The sequence below is a fragment of the Blautia acetica genome, assembly GCF_038739805.1.
Classification (GTDB): Bacteria; Bacillota; Clostridia; order Lachnospirales; family Lachnospiraceae; genus Blautia.
This window is the reverse complement of sequence record NZ_JBBEWO010000004.1, coordinates 172,349-192,688: the sequence shown is the minus strand read 5'-3', so window position 1 is coordinate 192,688 and position 20,340 is coordinate 172,349. Positions and strand designations below refer to the sequence as shown.

Annotated in this window: 17 protein-coding genes and 1 riboswitch; of the genes, 2 read left to right on the top strand and 15 right to left on the bottom strand. The window is 45.6% G+C overall.

Going from position 1 to position 20,340, the window contains the following annotated elements; translation table 11 throughout:
* Window positions 1-188: 188 nt before the first annotated feature.
* The 8 genes from WBS51_RS04610 to WBS51_RS04575 form a co-directional block, all read right to left on the bottom strand.
* Window positions 189-1,835, bottom strand: coding sequence for a response regulator transcription factor (locus WBS51_RS04610; protein WP_173748926.1), 1,647 nt, complete (start codon window positions 1,833-1,835; stop codon window positions 189-191).
* A 21-nt stretch (window positions 1,836-1,856) separates the two neighbouring features.
* Window positions 1,857-3,641: a sensor histidine kinase gene (locus tag WBS51_RS04605; RefSeq protein WP_294460847.1), complete on the bottom strand. Its 1,785-nt coding sequence runs from the start codon at window positions 3,639-3,641 to the stop codon at window positions 1,857-1,859.
* A 143-nt stretch (window positions 3,642-3,784) separates the two neighbouring features.
* Window positions 3,785-5,299, bottom strand: a complete 1,515-nt coding sequence (locus WBS51_RS04600; protein ID WP_294460843.1) for a sulfatase-like hydrolase/transferase — start codon at window positions 5,297-5,299, stop codon at window positions 3,785-3,787.
* A gap of 20 nt (window positions 5,300-5,319) precedes the next feature.
* Window positions 5,320-6,729 (bottom strand): sulfatase family protein, encoded by a 1,410-nt coding sequence (locus tag WBS51_RS04595; RefSeq protein ID WP_294541365.1) that lies wholly within the window; start codon window positions 6,727-6,729, stop codon window positions 5,320-5,322.
* A complete protein-coding gene (locus WBS51_RS04590) occupies window positions 6,711-7,889 on the bottom strand; it encodes a glycoside hydrolase family 88 protein (RefSeq protein WP_294460836.1) in 1,179 nt (392 codons plus the stop codon). The genes WBS51_RS04595 and WBS51_RS04590 overlap by 19 nt, the downstream gene beginning before the upstream one ends.
* A 33-nt stretch (window positions 7,890-7,922) precedes the next feature.
* On the bottom strand, window positions 7,923-8,747 hold the full coding sequence (locus WBS51_RS04585) for a carbohydrate ABC transporter permease (RefSeq protein ID WP_173748921.1): 825 nt from the start codon (window positions 8,745-8,747) through the stop codon (window positions 7,923-7,925).
* A gap of 12 nt (window positions 8,748-8,759) precedes the next feature.
* Entirely contained in the window at window positions 8,760-9,662 is a 903-nt protein-coding gene (locus tag WBS51_RS04580) for a carbohydrate ABC transporter permease (protein WP_173748920.1), read from the bottom strand.
* Between the two features lie 25 nt (window positions 9,663-9,687).
* Complete coding sequence (locus WBS51_RS04575) at window positions 9,688-10,983, bottom strand: ABC transporter substrate-binding protein (protein ID WP_173748919.1); 1,296 nt, start codon at window positions 10,981-10,983, stop codon at window positions 9,688-9,690.
* A 278-nt stretch (window positions 10,984-11,261) separates the two neighbouring features.
* Here WBS51_RS04575 and WBS51_RS04570 point away from each other — a divergent pair, with 278 nt between their 5' ends.
* Window positions 11,262-12,440, top strand: a complete 1,179-nt coding sequence (locus tag WBS51_RS04570) for an MFS transporter (protein WP_173748918.1) — start codon at window positions 11,262-11,264, stop codon at window positions 12,438-12,440.
* Between the two features lie 86 nt (window positions 12,441-12,526).
* Here the strand turns inward: WBS51_RS04570 and WBS51_RS04565 are convergent, their stop codons facing one another.
* The 6 genes from WBS51_RS04565 to WBS51_RS04540 all read right to left on the bottom strand — a co-directional run bounded on the left by WBS51_RS04565 (window position 12,527) and on the right by WBS51_RS04540 (window position 15,734).
* Entirely contained in the window at window positions 12,527-12,904 is a 378-nt protein-coding gene (locus tag WBS51_RS04565) for a hypothetical protein (RefSeq protein ID WP_291681879.1), read from the bottom strand.
* Between the two features lie 135 nt (window positions 12,905-13,039).
* Window positions 13,040-13,236, bottom strand: a riboswitch (cobalamin riboswitch).
* 49 nt (window positions 13,237-13,285) lie between these two features.
* Window positions 13,286-13,489 carry a small, acid-soluble spore protein, alpha/beta type gene (locus tag WBS51_RS04560; protein WP_173748916.1) on the bottom strand — a complete coding sequence of 68 codons (204 nt, stop codon included), beginning with the start codon at window positions 13,487-13,489 and terminating at the stop codon, window positions 13,286-13,288.
* Between the two features lie 67 nt (window positions 13,490-13,556).
* Complete coding sequence (locus tag WBS51_RS04555; RefSeq protein ID WP_173748915.1) at window positions 13,557-13,742, bottom strand: PspC domain-containing protein; 186 nt, start codon at window positions 13,740-13,742, stop codon at window positions 13,557-13,559.
* A gap of 29 nt (window positions 13,743-13,771) precedes the next feature.
* Window positions 13,772-14,599, bottom strand: a complete 828-nt coding sequence (locus WBS51_RS04550) for a DUF4097 family beta strand repeat-containing protein (protein ID WP_173748914.1) — start codon at window positions 14,597-14,599, stop codon at window positions 13,772-13,774.
* Window positions 14,596-15,414, bottom strand: coding sequence for a DUF1700 domain-containing protein (locus WBS51_RS04545; RefSeq protein WP_294460827.1), 819 nt, complete (start codon window positions 15,412-15,414; stop codon window positions 14,596-14,598). Before WBS51_RS04545 ends, WBS51_RS04550 begins: the two co-directional genes overlap by 4 nt.
* On the bottom strand, window positions 15,411-15,734 hold the full coding sequence (locus WBS51_RS04540) for a PadR family transcriptional regulator (RefSeq protein WP_173748912.1): 324 nt from the start codon (window positions 15,732-15,734) through the stop codon (window positions 15,411-15,413). The genes WBS51_RS04545 and WBS51_RS04540 overlap by 4 nt, the downstream gene beginning before the upstream one ends.
* Window positions 15,735-15,957: 223 nt before the next feature.
* On the opposite strand from WBS51_RS04540, the gene WBS51_RS04535 reads away from it, so the two are divergent.
* The gene (locus WBS51_RS04535) at window positions 15,958-16,575 is read left to right on the top strand and encodes a DUF4230 domain-containing protein (RefSeq protein ID WP_291681884.1); all 618 of its coding nucleotides are present in this window, start codon (window positions 15,958-15,960) and stop codon (window positions 16,573-16,575) included.
* A gap of 64 nt (window positions 16,576-16,639) precedes the next feature.
* Here the strand turns inward: WBS51_RS04535 and addA are convergent, their stop codons facing one another.
* The gene (addA, locus tag WBS51_RS04530; RefSeq protein WP_342694048.1) at window positions 16,640-20,338 is read right to left on the bottom strand and encodes a helicase-exonuclease AddAB subunit AddA; all 3,699 of its coding nucleotides are present in this window, start codon (window positions 20,336-20,338) and stop codon (window positions 16,640-16,642) included.
* Between the last annotated feature and the right edge of the window lie 2 nt (window positions 20,339-20,340).

The following is a 20,340-nucleotide window of genomic DNA, read 5'->3' as shown; positions in this document are numbered from 1 at the left end:
GCTGACACTTCATTGTCACTGAGTATAATATGATATGTTTTAGGTCTTGCCATAATGAATCACCGCCGTTTCTTTTTAGTATATCATGAAACGGCATGAAGCAAAAGAATAATTGTGTTAAATATAAATATGTCAATACACTAGCAGACTTTTTTTGAAAAAAATAGTGGAATTTTCCCAGATATCCTCTAATTTTTTCTTGTCATTTCATATTCGCTGGGCGTCATTCCCATAATCTTTTTAAAAACCTTGCTGAAGTAATAAGGATTTTCAAATCCCAACATATCCGAAATTTCATACATCATATATTCATGCAGCCCCAGAAGCTCCCTGGCTTTTTCGATTTTCACCTGATTGACATAATCATTCAGATTGCTGCCCGTCTGCTTTTTAAACACACTGCTCAGATACCCCTGACTGATGCCGATGGCATTGGCAATCATAGCAAGAGTCAGCTTTTCTTTATAATTTTCCTGTACATATTTTTTCACAGAGGCAACGATTTTCTCCGTCTTGCTGCCGCCCTTAAGGCTTTCCATCCTGCTGCCAATCCAATTTCCCAGTTCCTGCAGCCAGCGAATATTCTCCTCTAAGGTAAAACAGGCGCCCAGCCGTTCTACAATCTCCGAAGGATAGGGAAAGCCCCTTTCCTCTCCTGGCTTCTCCCCCTCTGCATAAGAGAAAAAGAAATAGTACAGATTCATACAGGCATCAATGACCTGTGCTCTTGCCGGCTGGTATTCCAAAAAAAGTTCTGCCACTTCCGAAAAAACCCGTTCCACCTTTTCCCTGTCCTGCACAATCAGGGCCTGCTGCAAATCCTTTTTCAGAAAGCTGATGTCAAAAACCTCGTGCCTGGAATGGTTCTTTTCCAGGTCTTCAGGATGAAAATCCCCGGCACACAAAATGGGAGTTTCACTGTGGTAATAATAATATTCCTCCAGAGTTCTTATCTGATGAACCCCACGGCCAAAGCCTTCCCAGATATTCTCTGCCGGTGTACTGACCGCCACAAAAGCCGGATTTCCGAAATAATTCTGAAAAATAGTCAAAATCTTATTTCCAAGGGCAGAAAAAGAATCCGGCAGTTCTTTTTGTGGAAATACGGCCAGAATTCCCCTTCTCTCCCAGTTCATCATACAGTAAACCGGGCTGATACGGTCCATAAACTGTTTTAAAAGACTGGACGCATATTCCATAATTTCCTTTTGCTCTGCTGCCTCTGTCTTCTGGAACAAATGGGTTTCCTGCTGATAGGGGCGAATCCACACAAGCACCGGACTTTCATATAGTTTTTCCAATCCCAGTCTTTCTACTTCTTTCTCCCATTTTTCCCGCAGTTTTCCACAATCTTCCCTCTTATTTTCCAAAATTTCCCCGAAGAATTTTTTTGTAATCTCCTCTGCGTTTTTTTGCAATACTTCCTGAATAACCGGACTGCCCTCTGCTTCCTGCTTTTCCCGACATATCGCAGTGGCTTTTTGCAGACTCTCTCCAAGGATTTCCGGTGTAATTTCTATTTTCACCAGATAATCCAAGGCCCCCAGACGCAGGGCTCTCTGTGCCAGAGAAAATTCTTCCAGGTTGGTCAGCAGGATAAATTCCCCCTGATATCCCCGGTTTCTGCACTCCTCCATAAATTCCAGTCCATTCATGGCCGGCATCTTAATATCCGTAATCACAATATCCGGCTGGATTTCTTCTATCTTTTCCAATGCCTGACTTCCGTTGGTTGCCTTATCCGCAACCACACAGTCATAATCTCCCCACTCCATCATAGACGCAATCCCTGCCAGTATTAACGGTTCATCGTCCACAAGTAAAATACGATACATCTTCTCCATCCTCTTTTTTATTTATTTTCCATATTCTATGGGTAAAGTCACCAGAATTTCTGTGTATTCCCCCACCCGGCTGCGAATATGAATCCCATAGCTTTCCCCATAGACCAGCTTAATTCTCTGGTCCACATTAGGAAGACCGATGCCGCTCATCGTGTCACCTTTGCGCTTTTGCGGGTTTTCCATAATCTCCCGGATTTTCTCTTCCGTCATTCCTACGCCGTCATCTCTTACACTGACGCAAAGCCGGTTCTCTTCCTGCCAGATATGAATACGGATATTTCCGTTCTTTCCTCCCGGCTCAATTCCCGAAAAAATCGCATTCTCCACCAGTGGCTGCAAGGTCAGCTTAATGATTTTTGCCTCGTACAGCTCTTCTTTTTCCACCTGGGTCTCTACATCAAACATTTCCATATAACGCATTTTTTCAATGGTAATGTAATCCTCCAGAAACTTCAGTTCTTCCCGCAAAGTCACTTTCTCATTAAAACCTTTTGCCATATTTTTCAGAAGTCCGGACAGGGCTGCAACCATTTTCACAATGCTGGTATTTTTCTGTATCACGGCAATCCACCGAATGGAATCCAGGGTATTATACAAAAAATGTGGATTTATCTGAGCCTGCAGCATCTTAATTTCCAGATTCTTCTTCTCCCGCTCATCTTCCACACTTTTATCCAGAAGCTGGGCAATTTTCCTGCTCATTTTATTCATACCCCGGCCGATTTCCCCCAATTCGTCTTCACTCTCAATCTGTGGGTTACAGGAAAAATCTCCGTTTCCGATTTTTCTTGCCTGCTCGCTCAAAAGCGCCACTGGTTTTCGCAGCCGGTTGGAAAACAGCACCGACATCCCCATTCCCACCAGCAGACAACTGATAAACATGAAAACAGCCAGGTTTAGAATCAGCATTTTCTCGTTTTTAATAGAACTGATTGGCATAATTTCGTAAACCAGAATACCGCTCATAGAATTTTTAGACCAGGCTACCAGACATGCTTCTCCCTGCAGCTTCTTCTTTTCAATGCCGCCGGAGGTCTCTGCTTCCAACAGATTTTTTGTCATTTCCTGCAAATCCTTTTTCTGAAATTTTTTCTCATTGGCAGCTGCGATAACGGTCCCGTCTTCCACTGCAACCACCAGAGTGTCCCCATGGTCTGCCTTTTTCAGTTCTTCTTCAAACAACTTGGTGGAAAATCCCAGAAATCCCCATCCCTCCTTGCTGTTGCTGCCTGCTACGTCCAAAGGCCGGACGATGGGAATCAACATCTCCCCTTTCCCCAGAAAAAAGGGGTTGTCCACTACTTTCAGACGGTATTCATCCGCCGACTTTTCCGCTTCCTGCCAAAACCAGTCTGTCTCCAGTAATTGTTTTACGTCATCCTTGCTCCCCGGACTGCTGCCGGACTGTATGGCATTTCCGTTTTTGTCCAGAATCATCAGTTTATTAATATAAGAACCGTATCCGGAAATGGCACAGTAGTCACTCATAAGTGTACTGTTTATCAGCGCCTGCTTCTTGGCGGAAGGCTGGTCTGCAAAATCCAGGCTGCCGTAATTCATAGAACTTCGACCCGTACAGTTCAGAATAATATTCATCATTTCTTCATAGGCCACAAAAAAATTTTCTGAAATACCCTCGATATCATTCTCCATGGTCTGCTCCGTCATCTCCAAAGAGCGCTTAAACGAACTGTGATAAGTTCCCATACTTCCAATGAAGGCCACCAGAATCACAATACTCAGATTGTACATGATAATCCTTCCCTGGAGTGTTTTCCATATTTTTTTATTCTTCATTTTGGCGTCCCCCAACACGATACATCTCTGCCTTTCATTATACTCATTCTCTTTTCTCTCTACAAGAAGAAACTGCCTCTTTCTTCCAGGTATGCGAAAGACAGGACACTGCCCTTCTCCTGCAGTCCCCTGTCTCTTTCACTCTATTTTTCTGCAAATTTTGCGTCCGATTCCCCTTTTTTCCTTACTGCCGCAGTCATAGGCAGTCCGGTGCCGTAGTCCAGCTGTCTTGGTTCATATTCCTCATTTTCCCGCTGTCTGGTCATGAGCCTGCTGTCCCAGGTCTTAAATTCCGTTCTCCGGTTCCACGGCCTGTCCTCCCAATAATATCCCCGGAACGGATCCCTGGTTTCATACATATTGTCCAGGATTGCCTGATGAAGCCGTTTCTTCACTTCCTCATACTCAGGTTTTTCAATCAGGTTTACCATTTCCTGGGGGTCTTTTTCCAAATCATACAGTTCATCACTGGTCATGAGATTCAGCACCATTTTGTATCTGCCGTCATAAACACCCCGCAGCGGCTGATAACCGCCGAAGCCGTCATGGTCAACCTCATATCTTCCAAATTCCATAAACACATAATCGTTGCAGCGAGCCTGCGGATTCAGAACTTCCTGCCAGATACTTCTGCCCTCAAACATTTTCGGAATGGGCACACCGAAGATGTCAAAAATAGTGGGCGCCAGATTGATATGAGAAACCGGATTGGTATCTACACCCTGTCCCAGCCCCCGGATAATCAAAGGAATATGTACAATCTCCTCATACAGCGCCGGGCCTTTTCCTGTAAGGGAATGGGCATACATCATATCTCCGTGATCCGAGGTGTAAATGATAATGGGCGCGTCCTCCTGCTGTTCTGCCGCGTCTATCACTCTTCCGATTTCATAGTCTGCAAAAGTATTGCAGCCCAGAAATTCCTTTGGCTTCAAAGAAAAGTCTTCCCTGCAGGCCTTCAGATACTCCTCCCCGGCCCAGATTCTGTGATGTTCCGGCTTATTCTCCAGAGTGTCCTTCATATTTTCCTTTATGGGAACCTCATAGTCTTCATATAAATCCACATATTTCTTCGGACAGATGTGAGGCCCGTGTGGTTCGTCCAGAGAAACCACCAGAAAATAATCTTCATCCCTGTGTTTCTCTATAAAATCCACAGCCCGGTCTGCACACCGGTGTCCATACGTCATATCTTCCGTAATATTATATTTCTCAATGCTTTCCATCTGCCGGATACGATATCGTTCTTCCGGGGTCAGTTCTTCCAGAAAGCACCGCATATCATACCAGTAATCCTCATCCCAGCCTTTGGCGCATCTGCCCAGCCCGAAATAATCTCCCCCGTCCAAATGCCATTTTCCCACATAAGCGGTATGAATTCCCGCGTCGCTCAGCCTCTGTCCGATATTCGGCACATTGTCCGACAATCCCATACAATTTGACCACCCCGCGCAGGAATGTGGGTAGCTTCCCGTAAAAATTGCCGCTCTGGCCGGCTGACATACCGGCTGTGTGGTATATGCCTTGTCGTAGCGGATTCCTTCTCTGGCCAGCCTGTCCAGATTAGGCGTTATCATGCGTTCATTGCCGTAACAGCCCAGCATATCCGTCCTCTGGGTGTCTGTCATAATAAAAATCACCTGTTTTTTCCTGCTCATACTTCCTCCTGTCCCCTGCTCTATAAAAGAAACGGGTCTTGCTGCATATCCAGATATTCCCGCAGCCTTGCTTCGTATTCCTGCACCAGATCCTGATTGAGTTCCGTAATCACCAGAGGAGACATCTGATAAGGGTCTTTCTCATTGTCATAGAGAAGACGTACTTGCCTTTCCCCCGGCGTATAACCATTATTCACTACATACGTATACCGTTGGGTACGAATACCTCTCCATCCGTAGCATTTGCTGTTCCTTCCCTTCTTTTCATAAGCTGCCACCATTTCCGGCATTCCGGGATAAGAACACAAAAATGCCTGTTTGGGTGCATTATCTGCTTCCCCGCGTATGCATGGCGCATGATTAAAGCCCTGGCAGGTATCCGGCACAGGAATATCCAGAAGCCCCAAAAGCGTCGGCATATGGTCCGGACTTGCCAGCAGTTCCTTATACACTCCCAAAGGAACCTGTCCCTTCTGCCGTATGTACAACGGAATATGAATGGATTCCTCATACCACACATTTTTGCTCATACGTCCATGGGACCCCAACATTTCTCCATGGTCTGCTGAAAGCACCACCAAAGTATCCTCTTCCAGATGATGGTCCCTTAAATACTGTAAAATTCTGCCAAACTGCTCATCCACCCCGGTTATTGCTGCAAAATACTGTCTGGTAATGGTTTCCATTTCCGGTGTCCGCTTTTCCGGTGGCACATTTTTCCGGAAGTGAACCGGCATATTCTCATATTGCTTATAATACTTATCCGGAACCAATTCATAAGGAAGATGGGGGGGATTATAAGATACAAAAAGTGCAAACGGCTCCTCTTCTCCCTTTTGTTCCTCCATATATTCCAGCGCCTTGTCTGTCTCAAATTCCGGTGACCAGCAGCCAGGTTTTATCTGCCTGGGCGTATCTGCCCAGTAGTGGGGATCTAAATGATTGTCGCAGGCCCCATAGGAAAGCCAGTAATCAAAGCCTTGTCTTCGCTCGCCCGGCGGCGTATAAGCGTCCCAGTCCCTTGCCCCGGAAACCGGATTTTGCTGAAAGTTCTGTTCCGCTGCGTCCAAATGCCATTTTCCGATATATCCGGTATGGTATCCATTTTCTTTCAATACGTTTCCAATGCAGGTTTCCTGGGGACGCAGCATGAGCACCTCGCTGAGTCCGATTTTACAGTTGGTCCACATGCCCAGGCTAAAAGGATACTTTCCTGTCAGAAGCGAAGCTCTGTGCGGGGAGCACAGAGGAAAGGTACTTACCGCCTCCCTGCAGTCCAGACTCTCTTTTGCAAAAGTATCCATATGCGGAGTATGCACAGGGTCTTCCCCCGTGCATTCCATCGCATGATATCTCCACTGGTCCAAAAAAACATATAGTAAATTCGGTTTTTTCTTCACCTTTCTGCCTCCTACCAATAAGGGTTCCACTCACCCTGTCTTCTCCGCAAAGCCTCCAGATAGAAATAATCTCCCCAGGTATTGCATTCATCTACACCCCGGTTCTTACAGGTATTCTCCTCGGAGCTTCTGGCATAAGTACCGTGAAGCAGAAGTCCGTTAGACTCTGTCCTGTGCTTTACCGCACATTTTTCTATCAACGCACACAGCATTTTGTCCGCTGCCATGCGGTATCTCTCTGCCTCCTCTTTCTCCAGGTGAGGCAGCATTTCATAAATACCGCAGATGACAATAGCAGAAGAAGAAGAATCTCTTGGCTCTGTACTGCCTGTGTCAAAATCAAAATCCCAATAGGGAACCAAATCCTCCGGCAGATGCGCAATAAAGTAATCTGTCACATCCCGAAACATTTGAATATATTCCGGTTTCTGCTGGTAACGGTAACTGAGCGCAACGCCATACACACCCCAGGCCTGACCTCTTGCCCACGCAGAACCATTTCTGTTTCCCTGATGGGTGACTCCGTAAGAAGGTTTCCCCGTCTCCGGGTCCATATAATAAGTGTGGTAAGTAGAATGGTCTTCTCTCAACACACACTGCATGGCTGTATGAATATGACGGCAGGCCTTGTCCGCATATTCCGGATTTCCTGTAACCTCTGTTGCCCAGTACAAAAGAGGCAGATTTAACAGGCAGTCAATAATCAGCCGATAGTCCCCGGGGTCCCCCACATTGCCCCATGCCTGAATAAATTCTCCCTTTTCCCTGTATCTGGTCAAAAGGTGGTCTGCCGCCATAACAGCAGCCTTCCTGCCCTTTTCATTGCCGCAGAGTTTGTATGCCGCAACACAGGAAAGGCTGTATAAAAATCCCATATCGTGATAATTCACGTCAATTTTCTTTTCTATACGATTCAGAAAACTCTCCACATGGATTTCCCCTGTTTTTCGGAAAGCCTCGTCCTTTGTCAGTTCATACGCCAGCCATACAACACCGGTCCAAAATCCTGTGGTCCACTCTACATTTTCCGTAGGCCAGTAGAAACCGTTTTCCGTATTGGGAGACTGGAAGGACTCTGTAAAATCCCCCAGATTGCCCTTTACAATTTTGGTCGCCTGCTCGATTGCCTTTTGAAGCATTTTTTCCGAAGTCCCCGGATACTTTCTAAGGGTTTCAAATGTCTGTGCCATACTTGTCCTCCCATTTTCCTAATCTTACAAATATCAGCCTTTGATACCGCTTGCCGCAACACCTTCTACAAAGAACTTCTGACAAGCGATAAAAATAATCACTACCGGAATCAGCGCACATACAGACGCTGCCATAATCAACGCATAGTCTGCTGCATACTGGGAAATAAACATACGAATACCCAGCTGAATGGTTTTCAGTTCCGTGCTGTTTAAATAAATCAAAGGTCCCATAAAGTCATTCCATACGTTTACGAAAGTAAAGATGGTCAGAGTTGCAATTCCCGGCTTCGCCAGAGGAAGCACAACTCTGGCAAAGATACCGTACTCGCCCAATCCGTCAATTCTCGCTGCTTCTGACAGTTCTTTCGGCACACTTAAGAAAAACTGCCGCATTAAGAACACGCCGAACGCACTGAACGCATGAAGCATAATCAGTCCCACATGGGTGTTGTTTAAACCGAATTTGGACATCATAGTAAACTGAGGCACCATGTATACCTGCCATGGAACTGCAATCGTGGTGACATAAGCCAGGAACAGGAAATCTCTTCCCTTAAACTCCATTTTTGCAAAACCGTAAGCTGCAAAACAACTGGTAGCCAGCTGGATAATGGTGGTAATTACCGTCAGCTTCGTGCTGTTTTTGAAAAAAGTCAGAAGCGGAATCTTTTCCCAGATTTCCTGGTAATTCTCGAAATGGAAGCTTCTGGGAATCCATTCCATGGGAATACTGAACACATCTTTATTCAGCTTCACGGAAGAAATCAACATCCAGTAAAAAGGAACTGCCATGAGCACGGCCAGGAAAGTCAAGCCTATATAAATAAATATCTTTTTTCTCTTTTCTGCTTTCATATTGTCACCCCTTTACATCCATTCCGTAAATTTCTTCTCGCCCTTAAACTGAATCAGCGTAATCACCAGTACAATGGCAAAGAGAACAATGGCGCTTGCGCTTGCATAGCCAAATTCAAAGTTGGTAAACGCTGCATCGTAAATATGGTTTACCATAACCTGGGTTGCACGGCCGGGTCCTCCGCCTGTCATAATATAAATCAGGTCAAATACCTTAAAGCACTGAATAGTCAGCATAATGACAACAAAGAAAGTTGTGGGCTTCAGCATGGGGATGGTGATGTATCTCAGTTTTTTCCATCCGGTGGCCCCGTCCAGACTTGCCGCCTCATAAAGTTCTTTGGAAATCCCCTGCAAAGCTGCCAGATATACAATCATGTAATAGCCCATGTATTTCCATACACTGACAATAATAATGGCAGGCATGGCCCATTTCACAGATGCCACCCATCCCGGAGGATTGGAAATACCAATGGCTCTTAAAAATTCATTAATCGGTCCCACATCTTTCATAAAAAGCATGTTCCACACAGCTCCTACCGCAACCAGGGAAGCGATATAAGGGAAGAAAAATGCAGTACGGTAAACCACAATTCCTTTAATCTTACTGTTCAGAAGCACTGCGATAAGAAGTGCTGCCGCAACCGTCAGCGGCACGGTGAAAACCGCATAATAAAAGGTGTGTCCCACGGACATCTTAAAGGTAGAATCTCCCATGAGTCTCACAAAGTTATCAAATCCCACAAATTCCATAGGTGTATTTGCAGAACCGTTCCACTTCATGACACTTAATACAAAGGAAAATACTACCGGAATAAAGATGAACAGAAAATATCCGATAAAGTTTGGCAGGATAAATGAATATCCAATCAGATTATTTTTTACAACTCTTTTTTGTTTCGGTGTTAATGCCATATCCTTTTTCTCCTGTCTTTCTTTCTTACGGATTGGCCTCCCGTATTTCCTTAACGCGTTCTGTCATATTCTTGATTCCGTCGTCAATACTTTCCTCGCCAATCATAATCAGGTCATGTTCTTCTTCCACTGCTTTACGAATTTTTTCAATGTTTTTGTCCAGTGGTCTGTCAAATACCATTCCCTTTAATTCCAGTGCTTCTGCACAGCCTTCCGGAAAACCTTCCACAGATGTGACTTTGTTCATAATGGTGTCATTCTGAATAACGGTCAGGATACCCTGTTCTGCCAGCTTTTCTGCTGTTTCTTCGCTGGTTGCACATTTGATAAATTCCCATGCCAAATCTTTCTGGTCAGAATTTGCATTGATAGCCACCGGTGTTACCGCGCCAACGCTGTTGCCTGCCTCTACGCCCTCCGGATGCGGAATGGTTGCGAATCCCCAGTTAAATCCAAGTTCTCCTGCATTCTGTGCCTGGAGAAGGTTTGCAATAAACCAGGTTCCCATGGGCATCATTGCACACTGCTGCTGCTCAAAAACGCTGGAATAATGTAAATTACCTGTTTTAATAGTTGCGTAATCCTGAATGATGCCATCCTCCTGCATGCGAAGAGCCTGTTCATAAGCAGGTTTCAGGAAGCTGTAGTCATCGGATACCAGTGTATTCTTTCCGTCCTGAATAGCCCAGTTGCATACCAGCGCCATCCAGTTGTGGTTGTGTGTTCCGTAAATCTTGTCATTGCCTTCTCCGGAGGTCATCTTTCTCGCCAGTTCTTCGTATTCATCCCAGGTCATATCATTGCTTGGATAAGGAACGCCTGCTTTGTCAAATAAGTCTTTGTTGTAATACAGAACATACCAGTCCGAGCGGTAAGGCAGTGTGTAGGAGGAACCATCAATCTGTAAATCCTCTGCTGTTCCGTTGTAAACAGATAAGTCCAGCTTATCTTTTTCTATGTATTCATCCAGACAGGCAATCTGTCCTTTCTGCTGCATACTCAACTGTGTCCCCATATCTTTTACGAAGATAACATCCGGGTCCGGGTCACCGCCAGCCAGCATAACCGTCAATTTGTTGTTGTATTCATTGGCCGCTGTGTCAATGTATTCAATTTCTACATCCGGGTATTTTTCCTGAAATACCTCTACCGCCGCTTTGAACTGCGGTGATGTGTCATTGTCCCATGTGGAAATGGTCAGCTTCTGCTTTCCGTCTGCAGTTTCCTTTCCGTCCTCTTTTTTTTCACCTCCGCAGCCTGCCAGCATTCCCACTGACATCGCCGCGATAAGTCCCATTGCCATTGCTTTTCTTGCTTTCATGTGCTGCTCTCCTTCTTTCTCTTCATTCTTTTCTCCGCTCTTTACGGGGTGTTTTCTTTGTAGTTATAGATTAACAGAAAGCCTTTTTTTCTGAAATGAATTATTTTCCTATTTCTGTTACTTTCTGCAGGTTGCAGCAAAATTTTCTTGTCATTTTTTTAGATTCTGTTACTATTTCCGCATTACAAAGTGGGATTCTTCCATTGACGAAACTGCAGATTTGTTTTAGACTATACTCGATTTTGCATTTTCAATTTTAAAAAGAGGGGGACTTATCATTGTTTCAAGACAAAACTCAAAACAGACAATTTCTGTGCAGCTACGGCGTCTTCATCATAAATGGTATGCTTGCACTCTCCATTGGCTCACTCCTGCCTTATATCCGGGATTCCCGGGGACTGGCCTATGCTTTTTGCGGTATGATTGTCAGCCTTCATTCCGTAGGAAATCTGATTTCCAGCTTTGCCTGCGGCGCTTTATCCGAGGTCTGGGGAAGAAAGAAAAGCATTCTTTTTTTCAATTCTTTCATTGCCCTTTCCTACCTGGTCATTCTTCTTTCTGACAATAATTTTATGTTGGCACTGGCCTTTTTCCTCACCGGTATGGCCCGGGGCGCTACCAGTAATTTTTGCAACACCTCCATTAACGAACTGGCTCCCGGTAAGGCATCGCTCTTAAATGGCCTGCATGCCATGTTTGCTGTCGGCGCCTTTACTTTCCCGCTTCTGCTGCTTGCCATGACGCGGACAAACAGCGATAACTGGATTTACGCCTGTTCTTTCATGCTGATTATGGGGGTTTTAAGCTGGGTCATGTATTTTATGATTCCTGATTCTGTTAAAGAAAAAAAAGAAGAACAGATAAAAAAAGCTGCTGATTTTGCTTTTTTCAAAGAACCGCTGTTTTATCTCTGCACACTGACTCTTTTCTTCTATCTCTGTGCAGAACAGGGAGTAATTGGCTGGATGATTACTTACTTTAAGGATACCGGACTGCTGCCCGCATCTCTTTCTCAGGTCACGGCCAGCCTTTTATGGGTCATGATTCTAGCTGGCCGCCTTTTAACGGCTTGGCTTTCCACCAGAGTTCATAAGGAATGGCTGCTGCTTGTCATGGGCTTCGGACTGGTGGGATTTTTAATCCTACTGCTGTTCAGTTCCACTACACCGCTGATTCTTGTGGGAATTATGGGCTTTGGCTTCAGTATGGCAGGGCTTTATCCCACTACGGTTTCCTTTTCCGGAAGCCTTATCCAAAAATATTCTCTGGCCTGGAGTTTCATTCTCACTCTTGCCAGTTTCGGCTCTATTCTCATGCCGTCCATTATCGGTAAAATTGCAGAAACTGCCGGTATTTACTATGGTATGCAATCCATTATTGCAGTTGTGGTCATTGACCTGGTTTGCATTCTTCTGCTGGTAAGACATATACGAAAAATGAGAAAAAGTGCGCTTTAAAAAATGCAGTTAAGGGGTTTTTTAAGATTTAGAGCTTAAAAATCGGTATTTACCGACACCCCTTCCTGCATTTCTTTTATACAACTTTATATCCATGGTGTCCGGCAGAAACAGTACAAACTCATCGCCTCCAACCCTGCAGGCCAAGTCATAAAAGGAACAGCAATAAAAATTTCCTGTTTGTTTCCATCAAACTGAACATTAGAAATAGAAATGTCTGTCAGACAATGCACTTTCCCATTTTCCTTTTTATATTTTTTCCCATAAATACTATAACTTGAAATTTCCCGCTGAATTGCGGATAAGAGACTATGTAGAAATCTTTTTGATGGACACTCCCTGATTCCGGTCACGAAGCTTTCCTGCTCTCTGCGGAGGATGCGCGGTTTTGTTTGTTGCGGGAAAACAAAACCTGTAAACAGCCAAACAGGAAACATAGAATCAGGGAATATACCACCTGCCATTTAATCAATGCATAATTCTATAAGTTCAGGTTCACCTTTCGGCAATTCCATAAAAAAATCCACCTTCCTTGTGAAAGCGGACTCGTCAACTGTCTGTAAACAGTGTGAGGGATTTCAAACTTTGCACGGAAGTTATCACCTTACTACTACTAAGCAGGTTTCCTGACTCATGGCTCATCGCTTTGCCGCTCCTTCTCGTACTGCTTCGTACAATGGACTTCTGCGGCATCACTCCCCAAATACAGTGACCGGATCGCTCAGGACTCACACCTGATTCCCTTTTCACCAGTGTTGTGCGGTCAACACGGTGCACTTAATAGGTTTATGGAATTATACATTGATTATAATACCATTGCCTCCAAGCCGCGTCAAGCACTTTTCCTAATTTTCTCCTGTTTTTTGCTGTTCTCTTCGGCGTTTTGTCATAAGCCCGCCGATACGTCCCGTTTCCTTTGCAGACAGGCTTTTCCAGCCATTTGCAGCTACCCGGTCCAAAAGTCCCAGTTCTCCGGCAATTTCATATTTTATTTTTTCCTCTTCCGGAATATTGTTTAAATCAATTTTTTCTTCTTTTTTCTTTGCCATAAAAAAGCCACACTCCTTTCTAACTGGAGTATGACCCTTTTTTCTCACTTTATACCGTCTGTAAATTTTATTTTGGAATTACAATGGCTGCAATGATATAAGCCACAATTCCTGTGCCGCAGTTCATGCAGGTCAAGATAATCCATGCCAGCCTTATTAAAGTAGGGTCAATATTAAAATATTCTGCAATTCCTCCGCAGACCCCTGCCAACATATAATTTACAGAGGAACGATACAATCTTTTATCAGACATATGATAACTCCTTTCCTTGCTTCTATTTTTTATTTACTTTCAAACTCGATTTCCATATTTCCCATATCATTTGACACGTCTATGGTCTTTTGGCTGTCCGCATTTCCGAAAACGCCTTCCTGGTAACCCACATACTCCTTTCCATCCAGAACCAGATTGCCGCTGTCGCTTTCTGCATAAACGGTATAATCGTTTAGTTTTCCGGCACATTTCACCTGGAGATTTCCGGTGGAACACTCTATTTCTCCTGTTTGAAATTCCAGATACTCTGCCTGCACACTTCCGGTATCTGTTTCCAGATAAGCCTTATCGGTCCGCAGTTTTCCCACTGTTTTTATCTGAGCCGTATCGGAAACCAGCTCCAGATCTTTGAATGTTTTATTTTCCGGTACTTCTATCACAAGTTTTGTCTTTTCGCTGTCATGGTCGCCTTCGGCTTCTATATACAATTCCTTATTATCGGAGCTGCGGCTTACCGTATCGTCTTCCCGGACTCCCAGAATCCGAATGGTATTTCCCGTGGTTGTACGGATTTCTGCAATTCCTGTATCCACTTCCAGGAGGAGACGCTCTACCTCTGTCTGGGAGTATTCCAGGTTTCCCGGTGTACTGTCATCATCAACTGCATCAATATCCGACAGACCTTCGTCCCATTTGTCTTCCCACTCTTCATATCTGTGTTCATGCTTCTGCAGCTTGTGGGCTATCATCCGAAACAGCCGGGTATTTGCCAGATGATTTCCTTCATAAACCAAATCAATACTTCCGCCTGCCGCCACACCTGCGCCGAACAGAATACCTCCCAAAAGCCCCAAACACAGTATGGAAATCAAAACAATTTTTGTAAACTTCTTCATGCCCGGTCACCTCCTGTATGTCCTCTGTGAAGAATTCGCTGAATCAAATCTATGCACCATCGGAAACAAGGCGGAAAAACTTTTATCACCAGAAGGAAAAATCCCAAAGTCAAAAGCAGTCCCAGCGCTGTCATCATAAGCGCTGCCCCTGCGGTAACTACAGCAGTAGCCGGAGTTCCCAACTGAAAAATAAAGGCATTAGCCAGAAGCACCACACCGCCAACTACCAATCCCAGCCCGCTAAAAAGCAAAGCTGCCAGAATTCCAATGCAGGCGCCCAAAAGCCCCAGAAACACACCCAGCAGTCCCAGTCCCAATCCGCCCCACAAAGGACAAGTAAGAATCACCAATACCAATAGCAGCGGCCAGGAAAGTCCGCCTCTTGGCTGTTTTCTCTGTGCGGTTCCCGCATAGGTTCGATACGGTCCCTCATAAGCTGTATTTCCCCCATTCTCCTCTCCGTGATAACGGCTTCCATCCCAGTTATTCTTTTCCTGGCGGTCTTCCTCATGATTTTGGGAATCGGAAGAAGATTCTGCCTTTTGCCGCTCAGGCATATTCCGTTCTTCAAACCATTCATCCCGGTATCCGGCCTCTGTGTATGCCCCATACTCATTCTGTCCCTCTTCCAGGCCGGCTTTTATGATGGCTGCCACCTTCCCCGGACTTCCCAGTTCCTGTATGACAGAGGGTTCGTTTTCTTCCCCTGCATCCTCAAAATAGTTTTCATAATATTCCAGAGCGTCTTTTCTGTCCGCTTCCGGTATATCCCACAACAGCCGCGAAAGCTGCGCCAAAAATTCCTTTCTGTTCATGCCTGAATCCCTCCCTCGAACAATTCACTGATTTTCATTGAGTAGCTTTTCCATTCTGCCCGGTACAGATTCAACTGCACCATCCCTTTCTCTGTTACCTTATAATATCGCCGGTTTCTTCCGCCGTATTCTCTGTCATAAGTTTCCAAACACTGGTCTTTTAAAAGTCTCCGCAGAACCGGATAGAGCGTGGATTCCGAAACCTCCAGCACCTGACGCACATCCTGGGTAATTTTATACCCATAGGTACCCTCGTTTTCCTTGGATACAACGGCCAGCACAATGGCGTCCAAAAGCGCTGCTCCTGTATTAAAAACCATATGTCCACCTCGCTTCCTTTTTTCTCCATAATATTGTTTCTTAAGCAATACTATTTTATGTTTAATACTATACGTCATATAATATAATATTGTCAATAATATTTTACAGAAGAAAAACAAAAGAAATTTTAAAGATTTTTCTTTTCTTTCTCTCTGCAAACCTTTATACTCGTATAGAGACACGTTTCGCAAATTTCAAGGATTTTCGACACAGGAGGAATACATGAAAAAACAATTTGGAAAAATATTTGCCATTCTGGCCGCTGCCGCCATTCTGATTCTGGGCATGATTGCCGGAAGATATTTGGAGTCCAGTAAGAAGCCGGAGCTGAACACGTCTGCGATTACCGCGCAGATTTCAGAGCTCTCCCAGCTGTCCACCGCAGAACTTGCCTACCGGGGACTGGTACGGTACAGCCAGGGAGAAATCACCTTTCTCACCAAGAAAGAATTTACGATGATTTACGATGCCAATGTAAAGGCCGGGGTGGATTTAGGACAGGTACAGATGGATATAAAGGGAAACAAAGTATCCGTAACCCTTCCCAAAGCAGAAATTCAGGACATTACCATTGACCCGGACAGCCTGGAATTTTATGATGAAAAATTTGCACTTTTTAATTTTCAGGACCGCCAGGATACCGTAGAGGCTCTGCAGTATGCCAAAGAGGACGTAACCAAGCAGGCAGAAAAAACAGATTTGCTCACCACCGCAGAAGAACGGGCGAAAACCGTGATTACGGAACTGGTAAATTCCATGTGGAACCAGGAGGATACAAAGCCGGAAATTACCTTTGAAACGGCTGCAGATACCCAATCGGAATCCTCTGCGGCAAATTAAAAAAATTTACAGAAAAGAGGCTGTCAAACAGCCTCTTTTCCGTTTCCACTATATGCCAGAATTCTTATACCGGGACTGCTTCTCCCAGGTCAATGGAATAAATATATTTCTCCTTCACTGCTTTTCCGGTCAGCCGTTCCAGGGCTTCTGCATAATATTCCAACTGTACCTGATATTTCTTTATCAGAGAAGCCAGATTCTTTCCATACACCTTGTCGGTTTTGTAATCCACCAGCACCAGCGCCCCGTTTTCCTCGAAATACGCATCCATAATTCCCTGAATGAGCACTTGTTCCTGTGGGTCATATTCCAGCTTCACCTGATTAGCAGATACTTCCATAACAAAGGGCTGCTCCCGATAGAGCTTCCCCTTCTCCATTGCCGCTTTCATCCGCTGTCCCAGAGCACTTTGGACAAACCGGTAAATATCCTGAGCCCGCACTGTTTTTTCCATGATTTTTGTCAGTTTTCCCTGCTGCCCTAACGCTTTTATCTGCGCCTTTATCTGGTCTAAATCCTCTGTTTTTCCATAGTCCAGATTTTCCAGAACCCGGTGATAGATGGTTCCTCTGGCCGCCCCCTGAGGCGTTGCTTCCTTCTCCCGCATAAAAGCAGGCACATAAGTCTCCACAGGTTTTTCCTCATACAGAACATAGCTTTCCTCCTGTACCGGCTCCTGCATGCGCTTCACTTCGGAAACCGTGAGTTTGGAGGGAATCAGCGCCTGGGCTTCGTAGGGATACACATAGGAAAAACTGTCTTCCAATTCCTGTTTCAGCTTTTCATCGTAAACCTGTCCGCAGTCCCAGGACAGCAGCCGTGCTTTCTCCTGTTCCTCTTCCATGCGCAGCTGGGTTTCTTCTATGACTAATTCCAATGGGTAAACTTTACGGATAAGAAAATCTCCTTCCCCTTCATACAACGGATTCAGCGGGTATACGGGAAGTTCGTATTCTGCATACAGCGGTTTCATGGCTCTGTGACGGGCCAAAGCCTGCAAAATCCAATCCATATAGCTTTTTCCTTTTGTACGCATACCGTAGGAAAGACGCTCTTCCCGCTGCCGCTTCACCATCTCAAATCCGGCCAGCTTTTCCTGCAGCTTTAAAACTGTTCCCGTAAGAATCAGTTTCTCCTTGGCTCTGGTAAGGGCCACATAGAGAATCCTCAGCTCTTCTCCCAGACTCTCTGCCTGAATTTCCTGCTGTACAGCTCTTTGCAGAATGGTTCTGGTACGAATCCGCAGCTTTTCGTCCATAGCCGGGGCGCCAATTCCCAAATCCGGGTGCATAACCATACTTTCTCTGGCGTCCTGCATATTGATACTTTTCCCCATACCTGCCACAAAGACAATGGGAAATTCCAGTCCTTTGCTGCCGTGAATACTCATAATCCGCACGGTATCCTCTTTGTCGGAAAGAATATTGGCCTCCCCGAAATCCACCTGATACTTTTTCAAATTTTCAATATAGCGGATAAAGTTAAACAGCCCACGGTAACTGGTGCTTTCATAATCTCTGGCCTTCTCTGCCAACATCAGCAGATTGGCCTTTTTCTGTTCCCCGGACACAAAGGCCTGCTGATAGAGCAGAAATCCCGTTTCATCGAAGAAATCCCAAATCAGTTCATGCATAGGGGTATAGGGCACCTTGCTCCGCAGTTTCCGGTAAATCTTAAGAAAACCACGGGTCTTTTCCCCCAGGGGACTGTCCTGCTGCTCTGCCAGAAGCAAGGCTTCATAAAGCGCAGGCTTTTCCGCCTCTTTTCCCAGAATTTTAATTTCCGCCAATTCTTCAAAACTGAACGATTGCGGCATGGATCTTAAAGCCCCGGCCAGCGGAATATCCTGCAGCGGGTTGTCCAGAATCTGCAGGTAATCCAGCACACTGGTGACCTCCGGCGCGGAAAAGTATCCGGTCTTGGTGGTAACGCTGGCGGGAATCCCGCAGGAATTTAAAATCTTCTTAAAAGTCTCTGCCCAGCCCGACATGGTACGCAGCAAAATCGTAAAATCCGAATAACATACCGGACGGTAGGTTTCCGTTTTCTTGTCCAGAACCTGCTCTGTCTCCATAAGCTCCCGAATCCGCATAGCAATCATACGGGCCTCGGTTTCCCGGATACTCTCGGGATTTTCGCTGTCCTTCCACACCGGGTCATCTTCCTCCAGAAGCAGTACCTCCGCTGCTGGCTGCATCGTTTCCGAACCTTCCGGTTTCGGCGGAAAAACCCGCCCTGCATACAACGCCGCGTCCCGGTCATATTCCACGCCGCCCAGGTCTTCTCCCATAATCTGATAAAAGAGATAGTTGACGCTGTCCAGCACTTCCTTCCTGCTTCGGAAGTTTTTGTGCAAATCAATCCGCAGACGGTTTTCCCCTTTCGTAAGAGGATAGGTACGGAATTTCTCCATAAACAAATCCGGTCTGGCCAGACGGAAACGGTAAATGCTCTGCTTCACATCTCCCACCATGAAAATATTATACATGCCGTCCTCTACTCCGGACACAGAGGTCAGCAGTTTTTCCTGCACCAGATTACTGTCCTGATACTCGTCAATCATAATCTCTGCAAACTGCCGGGACAGTTCTTTGGCTGCGTCGGTCCGCTCATCTCCTTTTGGTGTGTGATGTACCAGAATTTCCAGGGCATAGTGCTCCAAATCCGCAAAATCCAGGATGTTCTTTTCCTTTTTTTTCTCCCGGTAGCACTCCATAAAGCGCAGGGTCAGATCCACCAGAACGCCCACCGGCTCTCCTGCCTTTTTGAGATGTTCCAGAATCTCTTCCAGACTTTCTGAAAAATACCGGTCCTGAATTTCCTTCAGCAAATCCTTTGCCTGATTCCGCAGATTTTTCACCAGTTCCTGCACGCTTTCCGATACCAGTTCCTTCTCTGCCTTTTTCCCTGCCGGAAGGCGTTTAAATTCCAGGGTATCGAAAAGCGCTTTGTATTCTGCGAAAGTCTCCGCCTTTTCCAGGTTCTCTGCCGCCGCTTTTTCCTGTTCCAAAAGCCCCAGATAAAAGCCCGGCCCGTCCGGTTCTCCTGCAAGGTTTCCTGCCTCCGTGAGAAGTTTGGCTGCCTCCTGTATCTGCTTGCGGATTTCTTCCTTCACCGCCTTCATCCAGGGAGCTTTTTCCAGTTCCTCTGCCGTTTCTATATCATAAGCCTCTCTGCAGGCGTTCAGCCATTCCTCCGGATAGGGGTAGCTCATGGAAAAACCGTAAAGCTTCCGTATCATTTCCGGTATTTTCTCATCTGTTTTCCCGGAAGAGAAATTGTCCGCAAAAAAGCAGAATTTCTCATTCTCCGGCGCACTGTACGCCTCTTCCATGACTTTATCTGCCACGTCGGCCTGCAAAAGCCGCATTTCTCCCTCGTCTCCCATACGAAAGGAAGGGTCTAAATCGATGAGATGAAAATAATTCTTCACCACATAAGAACAAAAACTGTCAATGGTGGTAATCTGGGCATGATGTACCAGGGTGCTCTGTCTTTGCAGATGTTCGTTATCCCGGTCCTCCTCCAGCTTTTTCTCAATGGCAGTCCGAATACGTTCCTTCATCTCCCCGGCCGCCGCTCTGGTAAAGGTTACAATCAGCAGACGGTCAATGTCTATGGGCTGGTGTTTATCCGTGATTCTCTGGATAATACGCTCCACCAGCACCGCTGTCTTTCCGCTGCCGGCCGCCGCACTGACCAGAATGTTGCAGTTTCGGGTATCAATGACTTTCTGCTGCTCCTTTGTCCATGAAACGCCCATGC

Bases quoted from the DNA above. Each gene is read 5' to 3' on its own strand.
- WBS51_RS04610 (WP_173748926.1), bottom strand. From the start codon at position 1,835: ATGTATCGTATTTTACTTGTGGACGATGAACCGTTAATACTGGCAGGG.
- WBS51_RS04535 (WP_291681884.1), top strand. From the start codon at position 15,958: ATGAAAAAACAATTTGGAAAAATATTTGCCATTCTGGCCGCTGCCGCC.
- WBS51_RS04560 (WP_173748916.1), bottom strand. From the start codon at position 13,489: ATGGCAAAGAAAAAAGAAGAAAAAATTGATTTAAACAATATTCCGGAA.
- WBS51_RS04585 (WP_173748921.1), bottom strand. From the start codon at position 8,747: ATGAAAGCAGAAAAGAGAAAAAAGATATTTATTTATATAGGCTTGACT.
- WBS51_RS04580 (WP_173748920.1), bottom strand. From the start codon at position 9,662: ATGGCATTAACACCGAAACAAAAAAGAGTTGTAAAAAATAATCTGATT.
- WBS51_RS04600 (WP_294460843.1), bottom strand. From the start codon at position 5,299: ATGAGCAGGAAAAAACAGGTGATTTTTATTATGACAGACACCCAGAGG.
- WBS51_RS04540 (WP_173748912.1), bottom strand. From the start codon at position 15,734: ATGGTTTTTAATACAGGAGCAGCGCTTTTGGACGCCATTGTGCTGGCC.
- WBS51_RS04565 (WP_291681879.1), bottom strand. From the start codon at position 12,904: ATGGCAGGTGGTATATTCCCTGATTCTATGTTTCCTGTTTGGCTGTTT.
- WBS51_RS04545 (WP_294460827.1), bottom strand. From the start codon at position 15,414: ATGAACAGAAAGGAATTTTTGGCGCAGCTTTCGCGGCTGTTGTGGGAT.
- addA (WP_342694048.1), bottom strand. From the start codon at position 20,338: ATGGGCGTTTCATGGACAAAGGAGCAGCAGAAAGTCATTGATACCCGA.
- WBS51_RS04590 (WP_294460836.1), bottom strand. From the start codon at position 7,889: ATGGCACAGACATTTGAAACCCTTAGAAAGTATCCGGGGACTTCGGAA.
- WBS51_RS04550 (WP_173748914.1), bottom strand. From the start codon at position 14,599: ATGAAGAAGTTTACAAAAATTGTTTTGATTTCCATACTGTGTTTGGGG.
- WBS51_RS04555 (WP_173748915.1), bottom strand. From the start codon at position 13,742: ATGTCTGATAAAAGATTGTATCGTTCCTCTGTAAATTATATGTTGGCA.
- WBS51_RS04575 (WP_173748919.1), bottom strand. From the start codon at position 10,983: ATGAAAGCAAGAAAAGCAATGGCAATGGGACTTATCGCGGCGATGTCA.
- WBS51_RS04605 (WP_294460847.1), bottom strand. From the start codon at position 3,641: ATGAAGAATAAAAAAATATGGAAAACACTCCAGGGAAGGATTATCATG.